Here is a 17,615-nt window from a genome sequence, read left to right as displayed (position 1 = left end):
TTCATCCCCGAAGAGCATGCGTTGTGGAGAGCATCCCATGGAACAGGCGATCTATAAGAGGATTGTTCTGAAATTGAGCGGCGAGGCTCTTCAGGGGAAAGTCTCTTTCGGGATCGACGGTGCGGTGCTCGATTACCTTGCCGGGGAGATCGGGGAAGTCAGGGATCTGGGTGTCCAGATCGGGATCGTTGTCGGCGGCGGCAACATATTCCGCGGGATCGAGGCGACCGACAGGAAGATAGACCGGGTATCCGCAGACTACATGGGGATGCTTGCGACGGTGATAAACAGCGTGGCCCTGCAGAACATCCTGGAGCGGAACGATATCCCGACACGGGTACAGACATCGATCGAAATGCGTGAGATCGCCGAACCTTACATCAAGAGGAAGGCAATCCGGCATCTTGAAAAGGGACGTGTCGTCATTTTCGCCGGTGGAACGGGAAATCCCTTTATGACGACCGATACGGCGGCTTCCCTGCGGGCCATGGAGATCGAGGCGGAGATAATTCTCAAGGCAACGAAGGTAGACGGTGTCTATGACAAGGACCCCGTCAAGAACAGGGATGCCCGGTTCTTTGAGACGATCGGTTATACCGAGGTGCTTTCACGGAATCTCAAGGTCATGGATTCCACGGCAATATCGATGTGCAGGGACAACGATCTTCCGATCGTGGTCTTCAATCTCGAAAAAAAAGGTAATATCAAGAGCGTTGTCTGTGGAGAACCGGTAGGAACCTTTGTAGGAGCCCGGAAATGATAGAGCTTGTCTATGAAGAGCTGAAGGAAGAAATGGAAAAGCACATTCGTTTCTTTGATCGATCGCTCAACAAGGTGCGGACGGGGAGGGCATCCATATCGCTTCTTGACGGGATCAAGGTGGATTATTACGGCACCATGACGCCCTTGAACCAGGTGGCATCTCTGTCGGTTCCGGAAAGCCAGCTGATCGTCATTTCTCCCTGGGATAAAAGTGCCATCGGCAATATCGAAAAGGCGATACAGAAGTCCGAGCTCGGCCTGGTTCCCGCAAACGACGGGAAAGTGATCCGAATAGCCATCCCGCCCCTTACGGAAGAGCGGCGCAAGGAACTGGTCAAGGTCGTCAAGAAGATGGCCGAGGAATGCAGGATCAACCTTCGGAATACCCGGAGAGATGCGAACAACACGCTGAAAAACCTGAAAAAGGACAGTGAAATATCAGAGGACGACCAGTATGCCGCTCAGGAAGAGGTGCAGAAAATAACGAACGAATACATAGAAAAGACCGATAAGATCCTCAGAGACAAGGAAGAGGAGATCATGGAAATATAAACGGCGTTGAGATCGACGGTATGGAGAAGCGGCCCCGGGGCCGCTTTTTTTAGGCCGGGCGACGGTGCGGCGGGGAAGTGGATCGTGGGCTCTTTCCGCCCCGTAATTGTTTGCCCTCTTTAAATGTTTCTTGAAATGTGATACTCAAATTTGACGACTCCGTAAAAGGTCAATGCCTCTGAACTTTTTACGAAGCCCTTCCATCTGTTGGAGTTTTATGGGAGGACATCGATTCACTCATGTGAAACGGTGCTGATGGACCTTCATGGAGAACATTGATACAAACAATCTGCCCCGGCACATCGCCATCATCATGGACGGAAACGGACGATGGGCGAAACGGCATGGGCTGGGTCGCATCGCGGGGCACAAAAAGGGGGCTGAGGCGGTGCGCAGGGTCGTGCGGTCCTGCCGGGAATGGGGCATACCCTATCTCACGCTTTACGCCTTTTCCGTTGAGAACTGGTCACGACCGAGACAGGAAGTGAACGCCCTGACAGCTCTTCTCGAGGATTATCTCAAGTCGGAACTCAGGGACATGCTGGAAAACGACATACGGCTCTCGATGATCGGGGATGCGCAGGCCCTGCCGCAGCGTGTACGGAAGGTCCTGAATGAAACTATGGAAAACACTGAGGGAAACAGAGGCATGGTCCTGACCCTTGCTCTCAGTTACGGCAGCAGGGATGAGATCGTATCGGCGGTCAAAAAGATCGTGAATGACAGCAGGGCGGGCTTGATCGACGAGAAGGACATCACGAAAGAACGGTTTTCGCAGTATCTCTTCACCGCCCGCATGCCGGACCCGGATCTCCTGATACGGACAAGTGGAGAATATCGTCTGAGCAATTTTCTCCTCTGGCAGACTGCTTATACGGAGTTATATTTCACGGATGTCCTGTGGCCAGACTTTACGCGTGAGCATCTTCGAGAGGCCATAGCGGATTATCAGCGCAGAGAGCGGCGCTTCGGACTTACGAGCGAACAACTACACAAGGATTAAACCATGGATTCCCATTTGAAACGTTGGCTGACAGGCATTATCGTCGTTCCCATTATCGTGGCGATCATCGTTTTCTTCGGTGTGCCGGGTATCACGATCCTGATCGGTGCGGTCATTCTCCTGGGTATATACGAGTATAATGCCATGTTCCTCGGTCCGGACCATTCATGGGAAAAGACGGAACTGTACATCATCGGCGGGGCCATACCGCTGTCGGCCTGTCTGGGTGGGTTCGCCTTCATGTACGGAACGGCCACGTTCGGTCTCCTGATCGTTTTTGCTCTCTTTCTTGCCCGTATCGGGCAACGCCCGCCGGACTTTTCGGCACAGATGAAGGTCGTTTTCGGGTACATGTACATCTCACTGATGATGAGCTTTCTCGTTCTCATCCGGCAGTGGCCTGACGGCATACTCTGGGTCATCTTCATCGTCTCAATGACATTTTCAAGCGATATTTCGGCCTTTTATGCGGGAAAGAACTGGGGAAGGCGCAAGCTGTTCCCTGAAGTAAGCGCCAAGAAGACAGTGGAAGGGGCACTGGGCTCGGTGGTGGGAACCATTCTCTGTGTTCTCATATTCAAGGTATTCTTCTTTGAGCAGGTTTCATTTCTTTCAGCGGTGTATCTTGGTTTCATGGCGGGCATTCTGGGACAGGTAGGTGATCTGTGCGCCTCTTCGCTCAAGCGGATATCGATGATAAAGGATTCGGGGTCGTTGCTGCCGGGTCACGGAGGGATCCTTGACCGCCTTGATTCTTTTATTTTCATTGTACCTTTCGTGTATTACTACAAAGTGTATTTTGCCGGATGAAACAGATAGCCATCCTCGGTTCAACGGGCTCGATCGGTGTCAGCACCCTTGACGTGATCGGAACGAATGCCTCACGGTTCACCGTCACCGCGCTCTCGGCGGGGCGGAACATCGGGCTCCTGAAGGAGCAGATAATCCGTTTCCGACCGGCAGTGGCGACCGTGCTGGATGAGGGCGGGGCGCAAAGGCTGCGGGAAATGCTGGGACCCCGGTCGAGAACGGCGATCCTCCACGGTGTCGAGGGATACCGGGAAGCGGCATCGATGAAGGATGTGGATACCGTTGTATCGGCCATGGTCGGCGCGGCGGGACTGGTACCGACAATGGCGGCGATCGAAGCGGGGAAAACGGTCGCCCTGGCAAATAAGGAAACAATGGTCATGGCGGGAAACCTTGTGGTGGAAAAGGCCGCCGAGACCGGTGCGGTGATACTGCCCGTCGACAGTGAGCACAGCGCCGTTTTTCAATCTCTTGCCGGGCACGACCGGAAAGGCGTAAGGCGGATACTGCTGACCGCGTCGGGAGGCCCCTTCCGGGGGTACGGCGCGAAGGAACTTGCCCGTGTCACCGTATCCGATGCACTGAAACATCCAAACTGGGAAATGGGCAGGAAGATCACCATCGATTCGGCATCGATGATGAACAAGGGTCTCGAGGTCATCGAAGCCAGGTGGCTCTTCGATATCGACGTGGACCGCATCGACGTCATCATCCACCCGCAGAGCATCGTCCATTCCCTGGTGGAATATATGGATGGTTCGATGGTCTCGCAGCTCGGCGTTCCCGATATGAGGGTTCCCATATCCTATGCCCTTTTGTATCCGGAGCGGCTGCCGGCCTGCGACGGCTGCAGGCTTGATCTTTGTGCCGTTGCGGATCTCGAATTTTATGAGGTGGACTTCGAGTCTTTTCCAAATCTGAGGCTTGCCTACCGTGCGGCGAGGGCGGGCGGGACCATGCCGGCGGTCCTGAACGCGGCCAACGAATCAGCGGTTGATGCGTTTCTGGCGGAAGAAATAGGTTTCATGGACATGCCCGCCGTTATAGAAGAAACACTTGACGAACACGAAAACGACGTGCCGGGATCGATTGGGCGAATCCTTTCCGCCGACCGGTGGGCCCGGGAGAAAGCGGCGCGGATAATAGCAAGGAAGCGGGGGGAGCGGTGCTCGGCATCAATATAGTTTCGGTCATTATAGTCCTTGGAATCCTGATATTCGTTCATGAACTGGGTCATTTCCTGGTGGCCAAGCTGTTCGGTGTCGGGGTTATGAAGTTTTCACTGGGCTTCGGCCCGAAGATCGTCGGCCGGAAATTTGGAGAAACGGAATATGTCCTGTCGGCGGTTCCCCTGGGAGGGTATGTGCGCCTTCTCGGTGAGGCCGGGACGGACGACATCGCTCCGGAGGATGAAAAACGGTCCTTTCTGAAACAGCCCGTGTCAAAAAAGATCGGAATCGTCATTGCCGGTCCTCTGTTCAATTTTCTCTTCGCCATTCTGGTATTCGCTCTCATCTTCAGTGTCGGTGTGTCCGTCCTGACATCGCGTGTCGGCGAGGTCCTGGAGGAATCAGCGGCATTGGAAGCGGGACTGGAGAAGGATGATGTCATTATCGCCGTCGACGGTGAGCGGATTTCATACTGGTCCCAGCTTTCCGACCGGATCCATGAAAGCGGGGGGCGGACCCTGATCCTTACCGTTGAACGGCAGGGACGAACACTGCAGATAGCCGTCCAGCCGAGGCTTGTCGCCGGTCCGAACATCTTCGGTGAAGCAGTGGATTCCTACCAGATCGGTATCGGCGCCTCCGACGAGACGGTGATCGAACGCAGGAACCCCCTGTCGGCGCTGGTCGCCGGCGTCGGTCAGACCTGGTCCTGGACGAAACTGATCTGTGTCGGTGTCGTTAAAATAATTGAAGGGGTCATTTCCCCCCGGGAACTGGGGGGGCCGATCCTGATCGCACAGATGGCCGGAACCCAGGCAAAGCGAGGCATCCTGCCGTTCATGTACTTCATGGCCGTCATCAGCATCAACCTGGGCGTGTTGAACCTGCTTCCGATACCGGTCCTTGACGGTGGCCACCTCCTTTTCTATTGCATCGAACTGGTCACGGGCAGGGAGGTCAACGTGAGATGGAGAGAGATCGCCCAGCAGGTGGGGTTTTTCATACTGATACTGCTGATGCTCTTCGTTTTCTATAATGATATCGTCAGGATCTTCGGTGATTAGACGTGCTAACGCTCGCCTTTGACACATCGTCGGACACCCTCGCCGTTGCTCTGCTGCGGGATGAAACCGTCACGGCGGAACTTGTTCTGGCAATGGGAAGACATCATGGCGAAACACTCATTCCCAGCATAGAACTGCTCTTGACCTCCGTCAACCTTACCTTTGATGATGTGGAACTCATGGTGCTGACGATCGGCCCCGGTTCGTTCACGGGTCTGCGGATCGGCGTCAGTACCGCCAAGGGATTCATCATGGCGAGAGACATCCCCGCCGTCTGTGTTTCGACCTTTGAGGCTCTTGCCTGGAATGTCCCCGCGTCGAGGCAGGACCTCTGTACCATGATCGATGCCCGGCAGGGCAAGGTCTATGCCGCGGTATACGGATGTGACGAAAGAGACGCGCGGGAGCTGCACATGCCAGGAAAAATCGATACGCCGGCCGGTATACTCGCTGACATGAAGGAGACGACCCTCTTCATCGGAAGCGGCGCCCGGACGTACGCGGACCTTATTGTGGAAACACTCGGTAAGAAGGCCCGGATCCTGCCGCCCTGTTATGACCATCCGAGGGCGGGAAGCATCGGTCTTATAGGATTGAAAAAGTTTCGTGAAGGTGATACCGTTGACGCTCTGAAAATGGTGCCGGATTACCTGCGGGTATCCTATGCCGGATGATGTGCGAATATGTGAAGGAGAACCCTCGAAAAGGAAGCCTTTTGCGAAGGAGGACCACGTAAAATGGAAAAGGGTGATGAGCAACTGATCGCTCGATATATCGGAGAGGACGAGGAACTGCGGAAATACGTCGAGGAGCACAGGGAATTCGAAAAAGCGCTTGAAGATTTGAACAGGAAGGTATATCTAACGCCCGGAGAAGAGGTGGAAAGAAAAACGCTTCAGAAGAAGAAACTGATCGGCAAGGAAAGAATATTCGAGATCCTTTCAAAGTACCGGAATTTTTGAAAATATGAACATATGAGCGGCGTGTATGAATTATAAAACGTCACCTATAATCATCGATGCTTTTTTCTTCTTTATTCCGCTGGCCGTCATGGCGGCCCTCCTGATCCACTATGGTCAGAGCTGGGGCGCTCTGGCGCTGTTCGTCCTGATGTTCTTTGTCCTGTGGTTCTTCAGGAATCCCGAGCGGAGCACGACAACCGATGAAAAAACGGTGCTTTCCCCGGCGGATGGAAAGGTTATCAAGATCGAAGAGGTGCGCGAACAGGACCTGATAACCGGAGATTTCGTCAAGATAAGTATTTTCATGAATGTGTTCAACGTACACGTCAACAGGCTGCCCTGTTCGGGAGAGGTGACCGCCATACATTACAGGAAAGGAAAGTTTCTGTCGGCGAACCTCGACAAGGCCTCCGAGTTGAACGAGAGGAATTCGATCCTGATCAAGACCGATGAGGGCAAAGATGTCCTGACCATCCAGATCGCGGGTATTGTGGCCCGAAGGATCGTCTGCTGGATAGGGGAGGGGATGAAAGCAGCCAGAGGGGAACGATTCGGACTTATCCGGTTCGGTTCGCGGCTGGAGGTCTTTCTTCCCGCAGGTTCCAAAGTTCTTGTCCGTGTTGGGGACAGAGTGCGGTCCGGCGAGACCGGGATTGGATATTTATCATGAAAAAGAATGCGGGTAACCGCAGGGAAAATATGAAAAAAGGTATTTATATCCTCCCCAATCTGTTTACGACGGCAAGCCTTTTCTGCGGGTTCTATTCGGTCATCGCATCGGTCCAGGGAAACTACCACAGTGCGGCGATCGCCGTGATCATCGCCTTTTTCCTGGACGGCCTTGACGGAAAAATAGCCCGGTTCACCAATACAAGCAGCAAATTCGGTGCGGAGTATGATTCACTTTCGGACCTCATCGCCTTTGGTGTCGCGCCGGCGCTGCTTGCCTACACTTGGGCCCTCGCCCCCTTCGGGAGATACGGATGGCTCGCGGCGTTCCTCTTCGTCGCGTGCGGGGCGCTCAGGCTTGCCCGTTTCAATATTCAGATCGGTATCGTTGACAGCAAGCTCTTCAACGGATTGCCGATCCCGGGCGCCGCTCTCGTCGTGGCCACCACGGTGCTGTTCTATCAGTATCTCGGGCACCAGGCACCCCTGCATCAACCGGTCATGCTCCTGGGCATGGTTGTTCTCGCCATGCTGATGGTCAGTAATATAAAGTATTACAGCTTCAAGGACCTGAACATATTCACGCGGAAACCATTCATGACCTTTGTGTCGATAATTTTTCTCCTGGTCATTGTCGTTCTTGAACCGCAGATCATGTTCTTTGCCGTGGCGCTGACATACGCCTTTTCCGGCCCCCTCTTTCTCGTAGCAGGTATGTGTCGCAGAAAGTCACTGCCACAGGGGGACAAGGAAAAACTTGAAAGGAACAACACGTAACAGGAAAAGAACATGCGTTACTGCGGGCCACAAGAAGCTCTTGTGGCTTTCTCGTATGGAAATATCATGCACAGACTGGAGTAAGAAGGACGTATGAGAACATACAGCGTTGCAGTAGTGGGAGCGACCGGACTGGTCGGGAACGAGATGATCCGGACCCTGGAACAGCGGAATTTCCCCGTCGGTGAGTTGAAGCTTCTTGCATCCGAACGCTCGCTGGGGAAGACCCTCGAGTTTCGCGGGAAGGCCTGCCACGTCGAGGTCCTCGGAGAAGATTCATTTGAGGGTGTTGAGATCGGTCTTTTCTCCGCAGGAGGAAGCATCAGTGAAAAGTTCGCGCCCATCGCTGCAGAGGCCGGGTGCGTTGTGATAGACAACACCAGTGCCTTCCGGATGGACCCCCTGTGCCCCCTCGTCGTGCCGGAGGTGAATCCGGAGGACATCGCTCAGTATACGAACAGGGGCATCATCGCCAATCCCAACTGTTCGACCATACAGATGGTGGTGGCCCTGAAGCCGATCCATGACGTGGCCAGGATCAAGCGTATCGTCGTATCGACCTATCAGGCCGTTTCCGGGACGGGGAAGGAGGCGGTCGAGGAACTGGTCCGGCAGACACGGGACCTGCTCGTCATGAAGGAACCGACGATCGAGGTATATCCTCACCGGATCGCCTTCAACTGTCTTCCCCACATAGACATTTTCTTCGACAACGGATATACCCGGGAAGAATTGAAGATGGTGAACGAGACAAAGAAGATCATGCGCGATCCCTCCATTGCGGTCACGGCGACGGCGGTTCGGGTGCCCGTATTTTATGGTCACTCGGAAGCGGTCAACATTGAGACGGAGAGAAAGATAACGGCTGACGAGGTGCGAGAGATCCTTTCCCGGGCTCCGGGGGTCACCGTTATCGACAACCCGGGGGAACGGCAGTACCCGCTCGCGTCCGATGCCGCCGGAAAGGACGATACCTTCGTAGGAAGGATCAGGGAAGATGAATCCATTCCGAATGGTATCAATATGTGGGTTGTTTCCGATAACATCAGGAAGGGAGCCGCCCTGAACGCGGTGCAGATAGCGGAAATTATCATTTCCGATTACCTGAAATAGAAGGGGGGACATGAGAGTTGTCGGGGGTGCGGCGAAAGGGAGAACGCTTATTGCGCCGCGGAGCGGAGATATCAGAATAACAGCGGATCGGATCAAGGAATCGTTATTTGACATTCTGGGTGCCGTCGAGGGGAAATCGTTCCTTGACCTCTTTGCCGGCACCGGTAACGTGGGGATCGAGGCATTGAGCAGGGGGGCGGATCCGGTCCTCTTCGTTGAAAAGAACCGCCGTCATTGTGACATCGTCAGGAAGAATGTGGAGCTCTGTGGTTTCACGAGCGGCTGTGAGATTGTGGAAGCAACCGTCGACGCGGGCATACGACGCCTTGCAAAAAGACGGGTGACCTTTGATATCATTTTCGCCGATCCCCCCTATGAGCAAGACCTGGTCAGGAAAACACTCCAGTACATCGGCGAAGAGCCGTTGCTGTCAGAAAATGGTGTGTTCGTCATGGAGCACTCCACCCGCGAGGAGTGTGCAGGTACGGAGCACCTGGTTGTTATAGAGCGGAGAAAGTACGGCGACACGGTACTCTCTTTTCTCACTATCACTCAGAGAGGAGAATAATCATGCCCAAGACAGCGGTATATCCCGGCTCATTCGACCCCATTACCAACGGCCACCTGGACATTATTAAGCGCGGATTGAGAATATTCGACAAGATTATTATCGTGATCGGGTACAACCCGAACAAGACCTCGCTCTTTACCGTTGAGGAACGGACCGAACTTATCAGGCAGGCCGTCAGCAATGATCCCCGGATCAGCATCGACAGCTACGCAGGTCTTCTCGTGGATTATATCAAGAATTCCGAGGCCTGCTGCATTCTCAGGGGATTGCGGGCCATGTCGGATTTCGAGTATGAGTTCCAGCTCGCCCTGATGAACCGGAGGCTCAACAGAAATGTAGAGACGGTCTTCCTGATGACGGGATCGAAGTGGTTCTATTGCAACTCAAGAATCATAAAGGAAGCAGCCAGTCTGGGAGGTTCCGTCAAGGGAATGGTTCCCGACGTGGTGCTCAAGCAATTGAAAAAGAAATATCCCGAAATGAAGGACAATAACTGACAGGTCTTCCGAGGCGATCCTCTTATGGTGCATGCTGGCGTGTGGCTGAGCCGGGATGCGCGATAATAAGCGCTGCAATGACGGTATTACAAATGATTCACCTCCGGGTGACGGACGACCCGGATGAAAATATACGGGACTCGTGTTGTGTGAGGTGGAGGAACGGAACGGCAATGAAACTGGCGGAACGGGTACAGCGAATTCAACCTTCGGCGACATTAGCGATAACGGCCCGGGCAAATGCTCTAAAGGCCGAGGGGAAGGATATAATCGGCTTCGGTGCGGGGGAACCGGATTTTGACACGCCGATGAACATTAAACGGGCGGCGATCGACGCCATACATCAGGGATTTACGAAATATACCCCCGTTGCGGGTACAGACGAGCTGAGAGAGGCAATAGCGGAAAAATTCAGACGTGACAATAATCTGGTATATCGAAAGTCTCAGATCGTCGTATCCTGTGGAGCAAAACACAGCCTGGCAAACCTGTCCCAGGTGCTTTTCGAAAGAGGCGATGAGGTGATAATACCCGCGCCGTACTGGGTGTCCTATCCCGATATTGTCTGTCTCTCCGATGCCGAACCGGTCATCGTGAAAACAGATGAAACAACGAATTTCAAGATGACGCCCGGACAATTGTCCGAATCGATCACGAAAAGGACAAAGGCCCTGATCCTGAACAGTCCTTCGAACCCGACGGGTGCCGTCTATACCCGTGACGAACTCGCCGCATTGGCGGAAATCGTTTTGGAACACGACATGGTCGTTATTTCCGACGATATCTATGAACACATACTGTATGACGATGTACCCTTTTGCACCATCGCCAACATCAGCGAAGAGATGAAGGAAAAAACGATCGTCGTGAACGGTGTTTCAAAAACCTATGCCATGACGGGATGGCGGATCGGCTATGCCGCCGGTCCTGAAGAGATCATGTCCCAGGTTGCAAAGGTGCAGAGCCAGAACACCTCAAATCCGTCGTCCATCGCTCAGAAAGCCGCCCTCGAGGCCATCCGGGGCGGTCAGGACACCGTCGGGATCATGGTTTCTGAATTTCAGAAGCGCAGGGATTATATCGTTGCCGCATTGAACGACATAGAAGGGATATCCTGCACCATGCCCGCCGGGGCTTTCTATGTATTTCCCACGGTCAGCGGACTGTACGGCCGTTCATTTCGGGGGACCTCCATCACGAACTCAACAGAGCTTGCGGCATGGCTTCTTGATGACGCGCTGGTGGCGGTCGTTCCCGGCGCCGCATTCGGCAGCGACGCTCACATGAGACTTTCCTATGCCGCATCGATGGCCCATATAGAGCGTGGTATGGAGCGGATCAGTGATGCCGTGAACGGGCTAGAATGAGGTGTTGAGCCGCAAGGACCCGGGTCTGACGAAATATCCCGGCGGATAAGCTTCCCTTTTGAACTTGACTTACGGTGCCGGTACTATTATAAAGGCACATTTATAAATATTTGATGTTTCAGAAAAATAAGGAGGAAAGTTGACATGAAAACGTTGCGGAATTTCAAAGTTTTCGGCTTTGTAACCCTTGTTGTCCTCATATCGTTCATAGGGGTATCTCTTTTCACCGCCTGTGAGAAGGAGAAGCCGGCGGAAGTCGCGAAAAAGGTCGAGCTCGAACCCATCAAGCTCGGTGTTGCCGGAGCTCACAGTGGTGACCTGGCGTCATACGGGCTGCCGACGGTAAAGGCATGTGAACTGCTGGTAAATCACAAGAACGCAATGAACGGCATCTGCGGTAGAAAGATCGTGCTTCTTGTGGAAGATGACGAGTGCAAGCCCGAGAAGGCCACCAATACGGCCACAAAACTCGTTTCACAGGGAGTCGATGTTGTGGTCGGACATATCTGCAGCGGTGCCACGAAAGCGGCCCTTCCCATTTACAAGGATGCCGGTATCGTCTGCATGTCGCCGTCAGCGACCAACCCGCCTCTGACACAGAGCGGGGACTACCCCAATTTCTACCGGACCATTGCTTCCGATGACGCCCAGGCCAAGCTCGAAGTGGATTTCGCTCTGGGCAGACTCGGCGTGAAAAAGGTGGCCGTCATTCATGACAAGGGCGATTACGGCAAAGGGCTTGCCGAGTTCGCCAAGGGATTCCTGGAAGCTGATGAGCGTGCCGAAGTAGTGCTTTTTGAAGGTGTTACACCTGGTGCCGTGGATTACTCGGCGGTGGTTCAGAAGATCAAGAATGCCGAGGCGGACGCGGTCATTTTCGGTGGGTACCATCCGGAAGCCTCAAAGATCGTCATGCAGATGCGTAAGAAACGCATGGACATTCCTTTCATATCCGATGACGGCGTCAAGGACGACACCTTCATCAAGGTCGCCGGGGAATTTGCAGAGGGTGTGTATGCGACGGGACCCATTGATACCTCAACGAACCCCATGGCGATCACCGCAATCGAAGAGCACAGGAAAGTGTACGGAGAAGACCCCGGGGCCTTTTTCCTGAACGCCTATGCCGCTGCCTGCGCACTGCTCAATGCGGTCGAAAAAACAGGTTCAACCGATTACGATGCTGTTTCAAAGGCCCTGCAGACGGAGTTCGTGGCGACACCTCTGGGCATACTGCGCTTTGATGAAAAGGGAGACGCTATCGGCATCGGTTTCGCCATGTATCAGGTTCAGAACGGCGTCTATGTGGAAGTAGAATAAATAGAATAGACCTTGGGTCGAAACACAAAACAGAATGGAAACCACGTGATCAGGGGCCAGAAGGCGCAGTCAGGCCGGTCTGACCCCTGATTTTATTGAGGGCGATACAGGGAGTTATCGTGCTCGATCGAATTATTGGTAAGGAGTAGTTTTCCAACAACGTTATGGATTATTTCCTGGAACTTTTTTTTGGCGGATTGACACGGGGCAGCATCTATGCGCTGATCGCTCTCGGATACACCATGGTGTACGGCATCATCGAGCTTATTAACTTCGCTCATGGTGAGATATATATGATCGGCGCCTTTACCGCCCTGATTGTCATATCGGTTTTTACCTTCATGGGCATGAATTCCGTCGCGATCCTGATCATTGCGGCCCTCATCGCCGTTGTCTATTCCTCGGTTTACGGATTTACCGTTGAAAAAATAGCCTACAAACCGCTTCGAAACGCACCCCGGCTGTCGGCGCTGATCAGCGCGATCGGAATGTCACTGTTTCTTCAAAATTATGTGCTTCTCGCACAGACGTCTGACTTCCTTCCCTTTCCAAACCTGATACCGAACTTCGAATTCATGGAACCCTATGCACACACTATCGGTTCCAGCGATCTTGTTATCCTGATCACGACGGCCGTTGTCATGGTCCTGCTCACGATCCTCATAAAGTTTACCCGGATCGGCAAGGCGATGAGGGCAACATCACAGGACCGGGTCATGGCATCCCTGGTGGGTGTGGATATCAATACGGTGATTTCGATGACCTTTATCATCGGATCGGCGACGGCGGCCATCGGGGGCGTCCTGATCGCATCACACGTGGGAATGATCAATTTTTACATCGGGTTCATCGCCGGCATCAAGGCCTTCGTTGCGGCCGTTCTCGGCGGGATCGGCAGCGTACCGGGCGCAGTGCTGGGAAGCTTCGTCCTCGGCTGGACGGAAAGTTTTGCTACCGGGTATGTATCAAGCGACTACGAAGATGTGTTCGCCTTCATCTTTCTCGTTCTCATCCTGATTTTCAGACCTGCGGGAATCCTGGGAAGATCCGAGCGTCATAAAGTTTAATGAATTTCCGGGTGTCGGTACCTTGTTTGCACTGAAAGAAATAAAAAAATCATTTTACGTATCACTCTGGTTCATGTTCCTCACCTTTCCGATCATGGTCATCCGCGTCAATACGATCGAAAAGGTCGTCGAATGGCGCTGGGTGAACATGCTCTTCGTCGGACTGGGAAGTTTTATTATTTCCCTTATATGGCGTTACATGCTGCAGCGCAAGGAAATGGGGGCGAAACGGGAAGAGGAAGGCGGCGTCACCCAGACATTTGCCCAGAGGATACTGACGAACAGAAAGATCTTCATTCCCCTCGCCGTTCTGTTCGGTATCGCTATCATCATATTTCCTTTTATCTTCTCTCTGTATCAGACGAACATCATGATAACGGCAATGATATACGTCATGCTCGGTCTGGGCCTGAATATCGTTGTGGGCCTTGCGGGGCTTCTCGATCTCGGGTATGTCGCCTTCTACGCCGTGGGTGCCTATTCCTATGCACTCCTGCATTATCATTTCGGATTTAATTTCTGGATGGTCCTGCCGATCGGTGCCGCCATGGGGGCCACTTTCGGCATTCTCCTCGGTTTTCCCGTATTGAGGCTCCGCGGGGATTACCTCGCCATAGTGACCCTGGGATTCGGCGAGATCATCCGTCTCATTCTTGAGAACTGGAATGAATTTTCCTTCGGTCCCAGTGGTATATCGAACATCCCCCGCCCGTCGCTCTTCGGACTGGACCTGTCGGTGCATGCCGCGACCATTTATATGTATTATATTATTATCTTACTGTGCATCATGACGATTTTTATCGTGAACCGCCTACAGGACTCGAGGATCGGACGGGCATGGATTGCCTTGCGGGAGGATGAGATCGCCTGTCAGGCCATGGGGATCGACAAGGCGAGAACAAAACTGACGGCCTTTGCCCTGGGAGCGACCTGGGCCGGCATGGGCGGCGTCGTCTTCGCTGCAAAGACGACCTTCGTGAATCCGGCATCATTTACCGTGTGGGAATCAATTATCATTCTCTGTATCGTCGTCCTCGGCGGCATGGGGTCCGTGGTCGGGGTGATCATGGGTGCGATGGTCCTCATCCTTCTTCCCGAATATCTTCGTGCCTTTTCGGAGTATCGGATGCTGGCATTCGGAGCGATGCTGGTCGTCATGATGGTCTTCAGACCCGGCGGGATCGTAAGCGATGTAAGAAGAACATATAAATTTGAGGCTGAAGCAGGTGCAGGTGCAGGTGGAAACAAGCAGTGAAACCCCCATACTGAACGTTAAGAAGTTGGGTATGAACTTCGGCGGCATCCGTGCGCTCGATGAGGTCGATCTGCGGGTCAGCCATGGGGAGATCGTCGCCCTGATCGGACCGAACGGTGCCGGCAAGACGACCTTCTTTAACTGTGTCACGGGTATCTATCCTCCCACGGACGGAGATATCCTTATCGCCCGGCCCGGAAAGAAGCACGTGGAGCGGATCAACGGACTCAAACCGAACCTGGTGACGGCACGGGGGCTTGCCCGGACGTTTCAGAACATCCGGCTCTTTCCGAATATGACGGTACTGGAGAACATCATGATCGGAAGGCACTGCAGAACGAGTTCGGGCATCGCCGGGGCCGTATTCCGGGGGAAAAAGACACGTGATGAAGAGCGGCGCATAGTATCGGACAGTTACGAGGTACTTCAGAAGATCGGGCTTGTTCACTATGTCAATGAATTCGCCAAGAACCTGCCCTACGGGGCGCAGCGGCGACTTGAAATAGCACGGGCGCTGGCGACGGAACCGTTCCTGTTGCTTCTTGACGAGCCGGCGGCTGGCATGAACCCGCAGGAAACGAGGGAACTCGTCGACCTCATCAACAGGATCCGGGACGAGGAAGAAGTGTCGATCCTTCTCATAGAGCATGACATGAAGTTGGTCATGAGCCTTTCGGAGCGTATCTATGTTGTGGATTACGGCAGAAAGATCGCGGAAGGGACACCCATGGATATCAAGAACAATCCCGTCGTCATAAAGGCATATCTCGGGGAGGGTGCCGATGCTTGAGCTCAGGGATGTTCACACCTATTACGGGAATATAGAAGCGCTGAAGGGAATTTCTCTGGAACTGTCGGAAGGTGAAATCATAACGCTCATCGGTGCCAACGGTGCGGGAAAGTCTACAACGCTGATGTCTATCTGCGGTATCGTGCCGCCCCGGCGTGGTGAGATATATTTCGAGGGGGCGCCGATCAGCGGTCTGCCTCCGAACAAGATCGTCTCCCTTGGGATCTGCCAGGTGCCGGAAGGCCGCCATATCTTCCCCTATCTTTCCGTGGTGGAAAATCTTGATATGGGAGCCTATCTCAGAAAAGACCGGGCAGGCATTCATAAGGACATGGAGTATGTCTTTGATCTCTTTCCGATCCTTGCGCAGCGCCGGCATCAGGCCGGGGGAACCCTCAGTGGAGGCGAACAGCAGATGCTCGCTATTTCACGGGCCATCATGGCTCGGCCACGCTTGCTGCTCCTTGATGAACCTTCATTGGGGCTTGCGCCTCTCGTCGTCAGGCAGATATTTGAAATTATCGGCAAGATAAACAGGGAAAACAGGACGACCATTTTCCTGGTGGAGCAGAACGCGAACATAGCACTGAAAGTTGCGAACAGGGGATACGTCATGGAAAACGGCAGAATCACCATCAGTGACAGTTCCGCGAATCTCCTCGCCAATGAGAACGTCAAAAGGGCATATCTGGGTATCTGAGATCTTCTGATGCTACATCATGCCGGGTTCGGGGTTGATGGTCTCGAGGTAGGTGAATTCATCGTTCCTCACCCGGAGAACCACGGCGGCTCGTTTCGCTTCGCCTCCGGGGGATAGCACTATGCGGCCCATGATGCCCGTGAATTCGTCACCAGAGGCCATGACCTTTCTGATCGCCGACCCCTTGTGTGATTCCGTACGCTCCAGGGCTTCGCGAAGCGAGAAATAGGCGTCGGCGCCAAGGGCGTTTTCCCGGTTCAGCTCCTTTCCGGTCTGGTTGCCGAACTGTTCGGCGTATGCCTGGCCGAGTGCCGTCTGCAACGCCCGGATGTCGAAATGGTCTATCATCAGCACGCCATCCACCGACGGGCCGCCCCGCTCGATCAACTGCCGACGGTCGGCATGATCGGTTGTCATGATATGTCCTTTATAACCCGCTTCCAGGGCACGTGAACAGGCCAGGATGACCTCCCGGTATTTCTCGGGGAGAAAAATGACGTCCGCTTTCTGGGAGATCACATACTCGAGCGGTACATTCACATCGACATCACCGGACTGGCAGTATGCAACGGCAACGATCTTCCCACCCAGGTCGGAGAAATGCTTCTTGAAGACCATGGCCCGCCGGACACTGCCTTCGTCGGCGATGTCAACCAGAACGGCGGCATTCTTAGCGCCCAGTTTTTTCACGGCATACCAGGCGCTTGCGCTGCTCAATGCTGAATCGGACAGACAGGTCCTGAACAGGTACTCGCAATCTCTGGTCAGATGATCTTCATGGACGGCCGGGACGATCAGGGGGATGTCGGCCTTTTCAGAAAGGGTGCTTGCGGCGCGGGTGTTATCCGGACCGGCTTCTCCGATGACGGCAAGTACTTTCTGCTCTTCGAGAAGTCTTTTCATGGCGTTTACGGTACCCTCACGGGTGCTTTCCGTGTCCGCGGGAATTATGTTGACGGGAGAACCGGATATTTCCGGTTTCAATGAACGGGCCGTCACGATGCCTTCGTACAGATGCATTCCCTTTTTCGCGTCAGGTCCCGTCAAGGGCAGGAGCACCCCGATCTTGACCGGACCAGGTTGTTGAGCGGCCATGACCGGTGTCATGATGAAGGCTATCGCGAGAAGCGTGATGAGGAAAGCGGCACATCCCCTGGTTCCCATCAT

20 protein-coding genes are annotated in these 17,615 nt (G+C 53.8%); 19 read left to right on the top strand and 1 reads right to left on the bottom strand.

What is annotated here, in order from left to right:
- Nucleotides 1–37: 37 nt before the first annotated feature.
- From JXO48_04905 to JXO48_04815, 19 genes are all read left to right on the top strand, one after another.
- Nucleotides 38–760, top strand: a complete 723-nt coding sequence (locus tag JXO48_04905) for a UMP kinase (protein ID MBN2283210.1) — start codon at nucleotides 38–40, stop codon at nucleotides 758–760.
- Entirely contained in the window at nucleotides 757–1,314 is a 558-nt protein-coding gene (frr, locus tag JXO48_04900) for a ribosome recycling factor (protein ID MBN2283209.1), read from the top strand. The genes JXO48_04905 and frr overlap by 4 nt, the downstream gene beginning before the upstream one ends.
- Nucleotides 1,315–1,579: 265 nt before the next feature.
- Complete coding sequence (locus tag JXO48_04895; GenBank protein MBN2283208.1) at nucleotides 1,580–2,317, top strand: isoprenyl transferase; 738 nt, start codon at nucleotides 1,580–1,582, stop codon at nucleotides 2,315–2,317.
- Nucleotides 2,318–2,320: 3 nt separating this feature from the next.
- Entirely contained in the window at nucleotides 2,321–3,127 is an 807-nt protein-coding gene (locus tag JXO48_04890) for a phosphatidate cytidylyltransferase (GenBank protein MBN2283207.1), read from the top strand.
- The gene (locus JXO48_04885) at nucleotides 3,124–4,311 is read left to right on the top strand and encodes a 1-deoxy-D-xylulose-5-phosphate reductoisomerase (protein ID MBN2283206.1); all 1,188 of its coding nucleotides are present in this window, start codon (nucleotides 3,124–3,126) and stop codon (nucleotides 4,309–4,311) included. Before JXO48_04890 ends, JXO48_04885 begins: the two co-directional genes overlap by 4 nt.
- Nucleotides 4,293–5,360, top strand: a complete 1,068-nt coding sequence (gene rseP, locus JXO48_04880) for an RIP metalloprotease RseP (protein ID MBN2283205.1) — start codon at nucleotides 4,293–4,295, stop codon at nucleotides 5,358–5,360. The genes JXO48_04885 and rseP overlap by 19 nt, the downstream gene beginning before the upstream one ends.
- A gap of 2 nt (nucleotides 5,361–5,362) precedes the next feature.
- Nucleotides 5,363–6,034, top strand: coding sequence for a tRNA (adenosine(37)-N6)-threonylcarbamoyltransferase complex dimerization subunit type 1 TsaB (gene tsaB / locus JXO48_04875; protein ID MBN2283204.1), 672 nt, complete (start codon nucleotides 5,363–5,365; stop codon nucleotides 6,032–6,034).
- Nucleotides 6,035–6,097: 63 nt separating this feature from the next.
- Nucleotides 6,098–6,322, top strand: coding sequence for a DUF465 domain-containing protein (locus JXO48_04870; protein MBN2283203.1), 225 nt, complete (start codon nucleotides 6,098–6,100; stop codon nucleotides 6,320–6,322).
- Nucleotides 6,323–6,347: 25 nt separating this feature from the next.
- Nucleotides 6,348–6,992 carry a phosphatidylserine decarboxylase family protein gene (locus JXO48_04865; protein MBN2283202.1) on the top strand — a complete coding sequence of 215 codons (645 nt, stop codon included), beginning with the start codon at nucleotides 6,348–6,350 and terminating at the stop codon, nucleotides 6,990–6,992.
- A gap of 29 nt (nucleotides 6,993–7,021) precedes the next feature.
- The gene (gene pssA / locus JXO48_04860) at nucleotides 7,022–7,768 is read left to right on the top strand and encodes a CDP-diacylglycerol--serine O-phosphatidyltransferase (protein MBN2283201.1); all 747 of its coding nucleotides are present in this window, start codon (nucleotides 7,022–7,024) and stop codon (nucleotides 7,766–7,768) included.
- A gap of 93 nt (nucleotides 7,769–7,861) precedes the next feature.
- Nucleotides 7,862–8,881: an aspartate-semialdehyde dehydrogenase gene (locus tag JXO48_04855; GenBank protein MBN2283200.1), complete on the top strand. Its 1,020-nt coding sequence runs from the start codon at nucleotides 7,862–7,864 to the stop codon at nucleotides 8,879–8,881.
- Between the two features lie 10 nt (nucleotides 8,882–8,891).
- On the top strand, nucleotides 8,892–9,449 hold the full coding sequence (gene rsmD / locus JXO48_04850; protein ID MBN2283199.1) for a 16S rRNA (guanine(966)-N(2))-methyltransferase RsmD: 558 nt from the start codon (nucleotides 8,892–8,894) through the stop codon (nucleotides 9,447–9,449).
- Nucleotides 9,450–9,451: 2 nt separating this feature from the next.
- Nucleotides 9,452–9,949, top strand: a complete 498-nt coding sequence (gene coaD / locus JXO48_04845; GenBank protein ID MBN2283198.1) for a pantetheine-phosphate adenylyltransferase — start codon at nucleotides 9,452–9,454, stop codon at nucleotides 9,947–9,949.
- 173 nt (nucleotides 9,950–10,122) lie between these two features.
- Entirely contained in the window at nucleotides 10,123–11,316 is a 1,194-nt protein-coding gene (locus tag JXO48_04840; GenBank protein ID MBN2283197.1) for a pyridoxal phosphate-dependent aminotransferase, read from the top strand.
- Nucleotides 11,317–11,460: 144 nt separating this feature from the next.
- Nucleotides 11,461–12,636, top strand: coding sequence for a branched-chain amino acid ABC transporter substrate-binding protein (locus JXO48_04835; GenBank protein ID MBN2283196.1), 1,176 nt, complete (start codon nucleotides 11,461–11,463; stop codon nucleotides 12,634–12,636).
- Between the two features lie 164 nt (nucleotides 12,637–12,800).
- The gene (locus tag JXO48_04830) at nucleotides 12,801–13,703 is read left to right on the top strand and encodes a branched-chain amino acid ABC transporter permease LivH (protein ID MBN2283195.1); all 903 of its coding nucleotides are present in this window, start codon (nucleotides 12,801–12,803) and stop codon (nucleotides 13,701–13,703) included.
- Between the two features lie 73 nt (nucleotides 13,704–13,776).
- Nucleotides 13,777–14,958, top strand: a complete 1,182-nt coding sequence (gene livM, locus JXO48_04825; protein MBN2283194.1) for a high-affinity branched-chain amino acid ABC transporter permease LivM — start codon at nucleotides 13,777–13,779, stop codon at nucleotides 14,956–14,958.
- A 31-nt stretch (nucleotides 14,959–14,989) separates the two neighbouring features.
- On the top strand, nucleotides 14,990–15,748 hold the full coding sequence (locus tag JXO48_04820; GenBank protein MBN2283193.1) for an ABC transporter ATP-binding protein: 759 nt from the start codon (nucleotides 14,990–14,992) through the stop codon (nucleotides 15,746–15,748).
- A complete protein-coding gene (locus JXO48_04815; protein MBN2283192.1) occupies nucleotides 15,741–16,448 on the top strand; it encodes an ABC transporter ATP-binding protein in 708 nt (235 codons plus the stop codon). The genes JXO48_04820 and JXO48_04815 overlap by 8 nt, the downstream gene beginning before the upstream one ends.
- Before the next feature lie 12 nt (nucleotides 16,449–16,460).
- On the opposite strand, the gene JXO48_04810 is transcribed toward JXO48_04815, so the two are convergent.
- A complete protein-coding gene (locus JXO48_04810) occupies nucleotides 16,461–17,615 on the bottom strand; it encodes an ABC transporter substrate-binding protein (GenBank protein ID MBN2283191.1) in 1,155 nt (384 codons plus the stop codon).

Source organism: Deltaproteobacteria bacterium (assembly GCA_016933965.1).
In the GTDB taxonomy this organism is placed as follows: domain Bacteria; phylum Desulfobacterota; class Syntrophia; order Syntrophales; family UBA2210; genus JAFGTS01.
Note: the sequence above shows the minus strand (reverse complement) of the source record. Positions and strands in the feature narration are given on the sequence as shown.

What these genes read in the sequence shown, in the direction of transcription:
- JXO48_04905 (MBN2283210.1), top strand. Translation starts at nt 38, where the DNA reads ATGGAACAGGCGATCTATAAGAGGATTGTTCTGAAATTGAGCGGCGAG.
- frr (MBN2283209.1), top strand. Translation starts at nt 757, where the DNA reads ATGATAGAGCTTGTCTATGAAGAGCTGAAGGAAGAAATGGAAAAGCAC.
- JXO48_04895 (MBN2283208.1), top strand. Translation starts at nt 1,580, where the DNA reads ATGGAGAACATTGATACAAACAATCTGCCCCGGCACATCGCCATCATC.
- JXO48_04890 (MBN2283207.1), top strand. Translation starts at nt 2,321, where the DNA reads ATGGATTCCCATTTGAAACGTTGGCTGACAGGCATTATCGTCGTTCCC.
- JXO48_04885 (MBN2283206.1), top strand. Translation starts at nt 3,124, where the DNA reads ATGAAACAGATAGCCATCCTCGGTTCAACGGGCTCGATCGGTGTCAGC.
- JXO48_04870 (MBN2283203.1), top strand. Translation starts at nt 6,098, where the DNA reads ATGGAAAAGGGTGATGAGCAACTGATCGCTCGATATATCGGAGAGGAC.
- JXO48_04865 (MBN2283202.1), top strand. Translation starts at nt 6,348, where the DNA reads ATGAATTATAAAACGTCACCTATAATCATCGATGCTTTTTTCTTCTTT.
- pssA (MBN2283201.1), top strand. Translation starts at nt 7,022, where the DNA reads ATGAAAAAAGGTATTTATATCCTCCCCAATCTGTTTACGACGGCAAGC.
- JXO48_04855 (MBN2283200.1), top strand. Translation starts at nt 7,862, where the DNA reads ATGAGAACATACAGCGTTGCAGTAGTGGGAGCGACCGGACTGGTCGGG.
- rsmD (MBN2283199.1), top strand. Translation starts at nt 8,892, where the DNA reads ATGAGAGTTGTCGGGGGTGCGGCGAAAGGGAGAACGCTTATTGCGCCG.
- coaD (MBN2283198.1), top strand. Translation starts at nt 9,452, where the DNA reads ATGCCCAAGACAGCGGTATATCCCGGCTCATTCGACCCCATTACCAAC.
- JXO48_04840 (MBN2283197.1), top strand. Translation starts at nt 10,123, where the DNA reads ATGAAACTGGCGGAACGGGTACAGCGAATTCAACCTTCGGCGACATTA.
- JXO48_04835 (MBN2283196.1), top strand. Translation starts at nt 11,461, where the DNA reads ATGAAAACGTTGCGGAATTTCAAAGTTTTCGGCTTTGTAACCCTTGTT.
- JXO48_04830 (MBN2283195.1), top strand. Translation starts at nt 12,801, where the DNA reads ATGGATTATTTCCTGGAACTTTTTTTTGGCGGATTGACACGGGGCAGC.
- livM (MBN2283194.1), top strand. Translation starts at nt 13,777, where the DNA reads ATGTTCCTCACCTTTCCGATCATGGTCATCCGCGTCAATACGATCGAA.
- JXO48_04820 (MBN2283193.1), top strand. Translation starts at nt 14,990, where the DNA reads ATGAACTTCGGCGGCATCCGTGCGCTCGATGAGGTCGATCTGCGGGTC.
- JXO48_04815 (MBN2283192.1), top strand. Translation starts at nt 15,741, where the DNA reads ATGCTTGAGCTCAGGGATGTTCACACCTATTACGGGAATATAGAAGCG.
- JXO48_04810 (MBN2283191.1), bottom strand. Translation starts at nt 17,615, where the DNA reads ATGATGGGAACCAGGGGATGTGCCGCTTTCCTCATCACGCTTCTCGCG.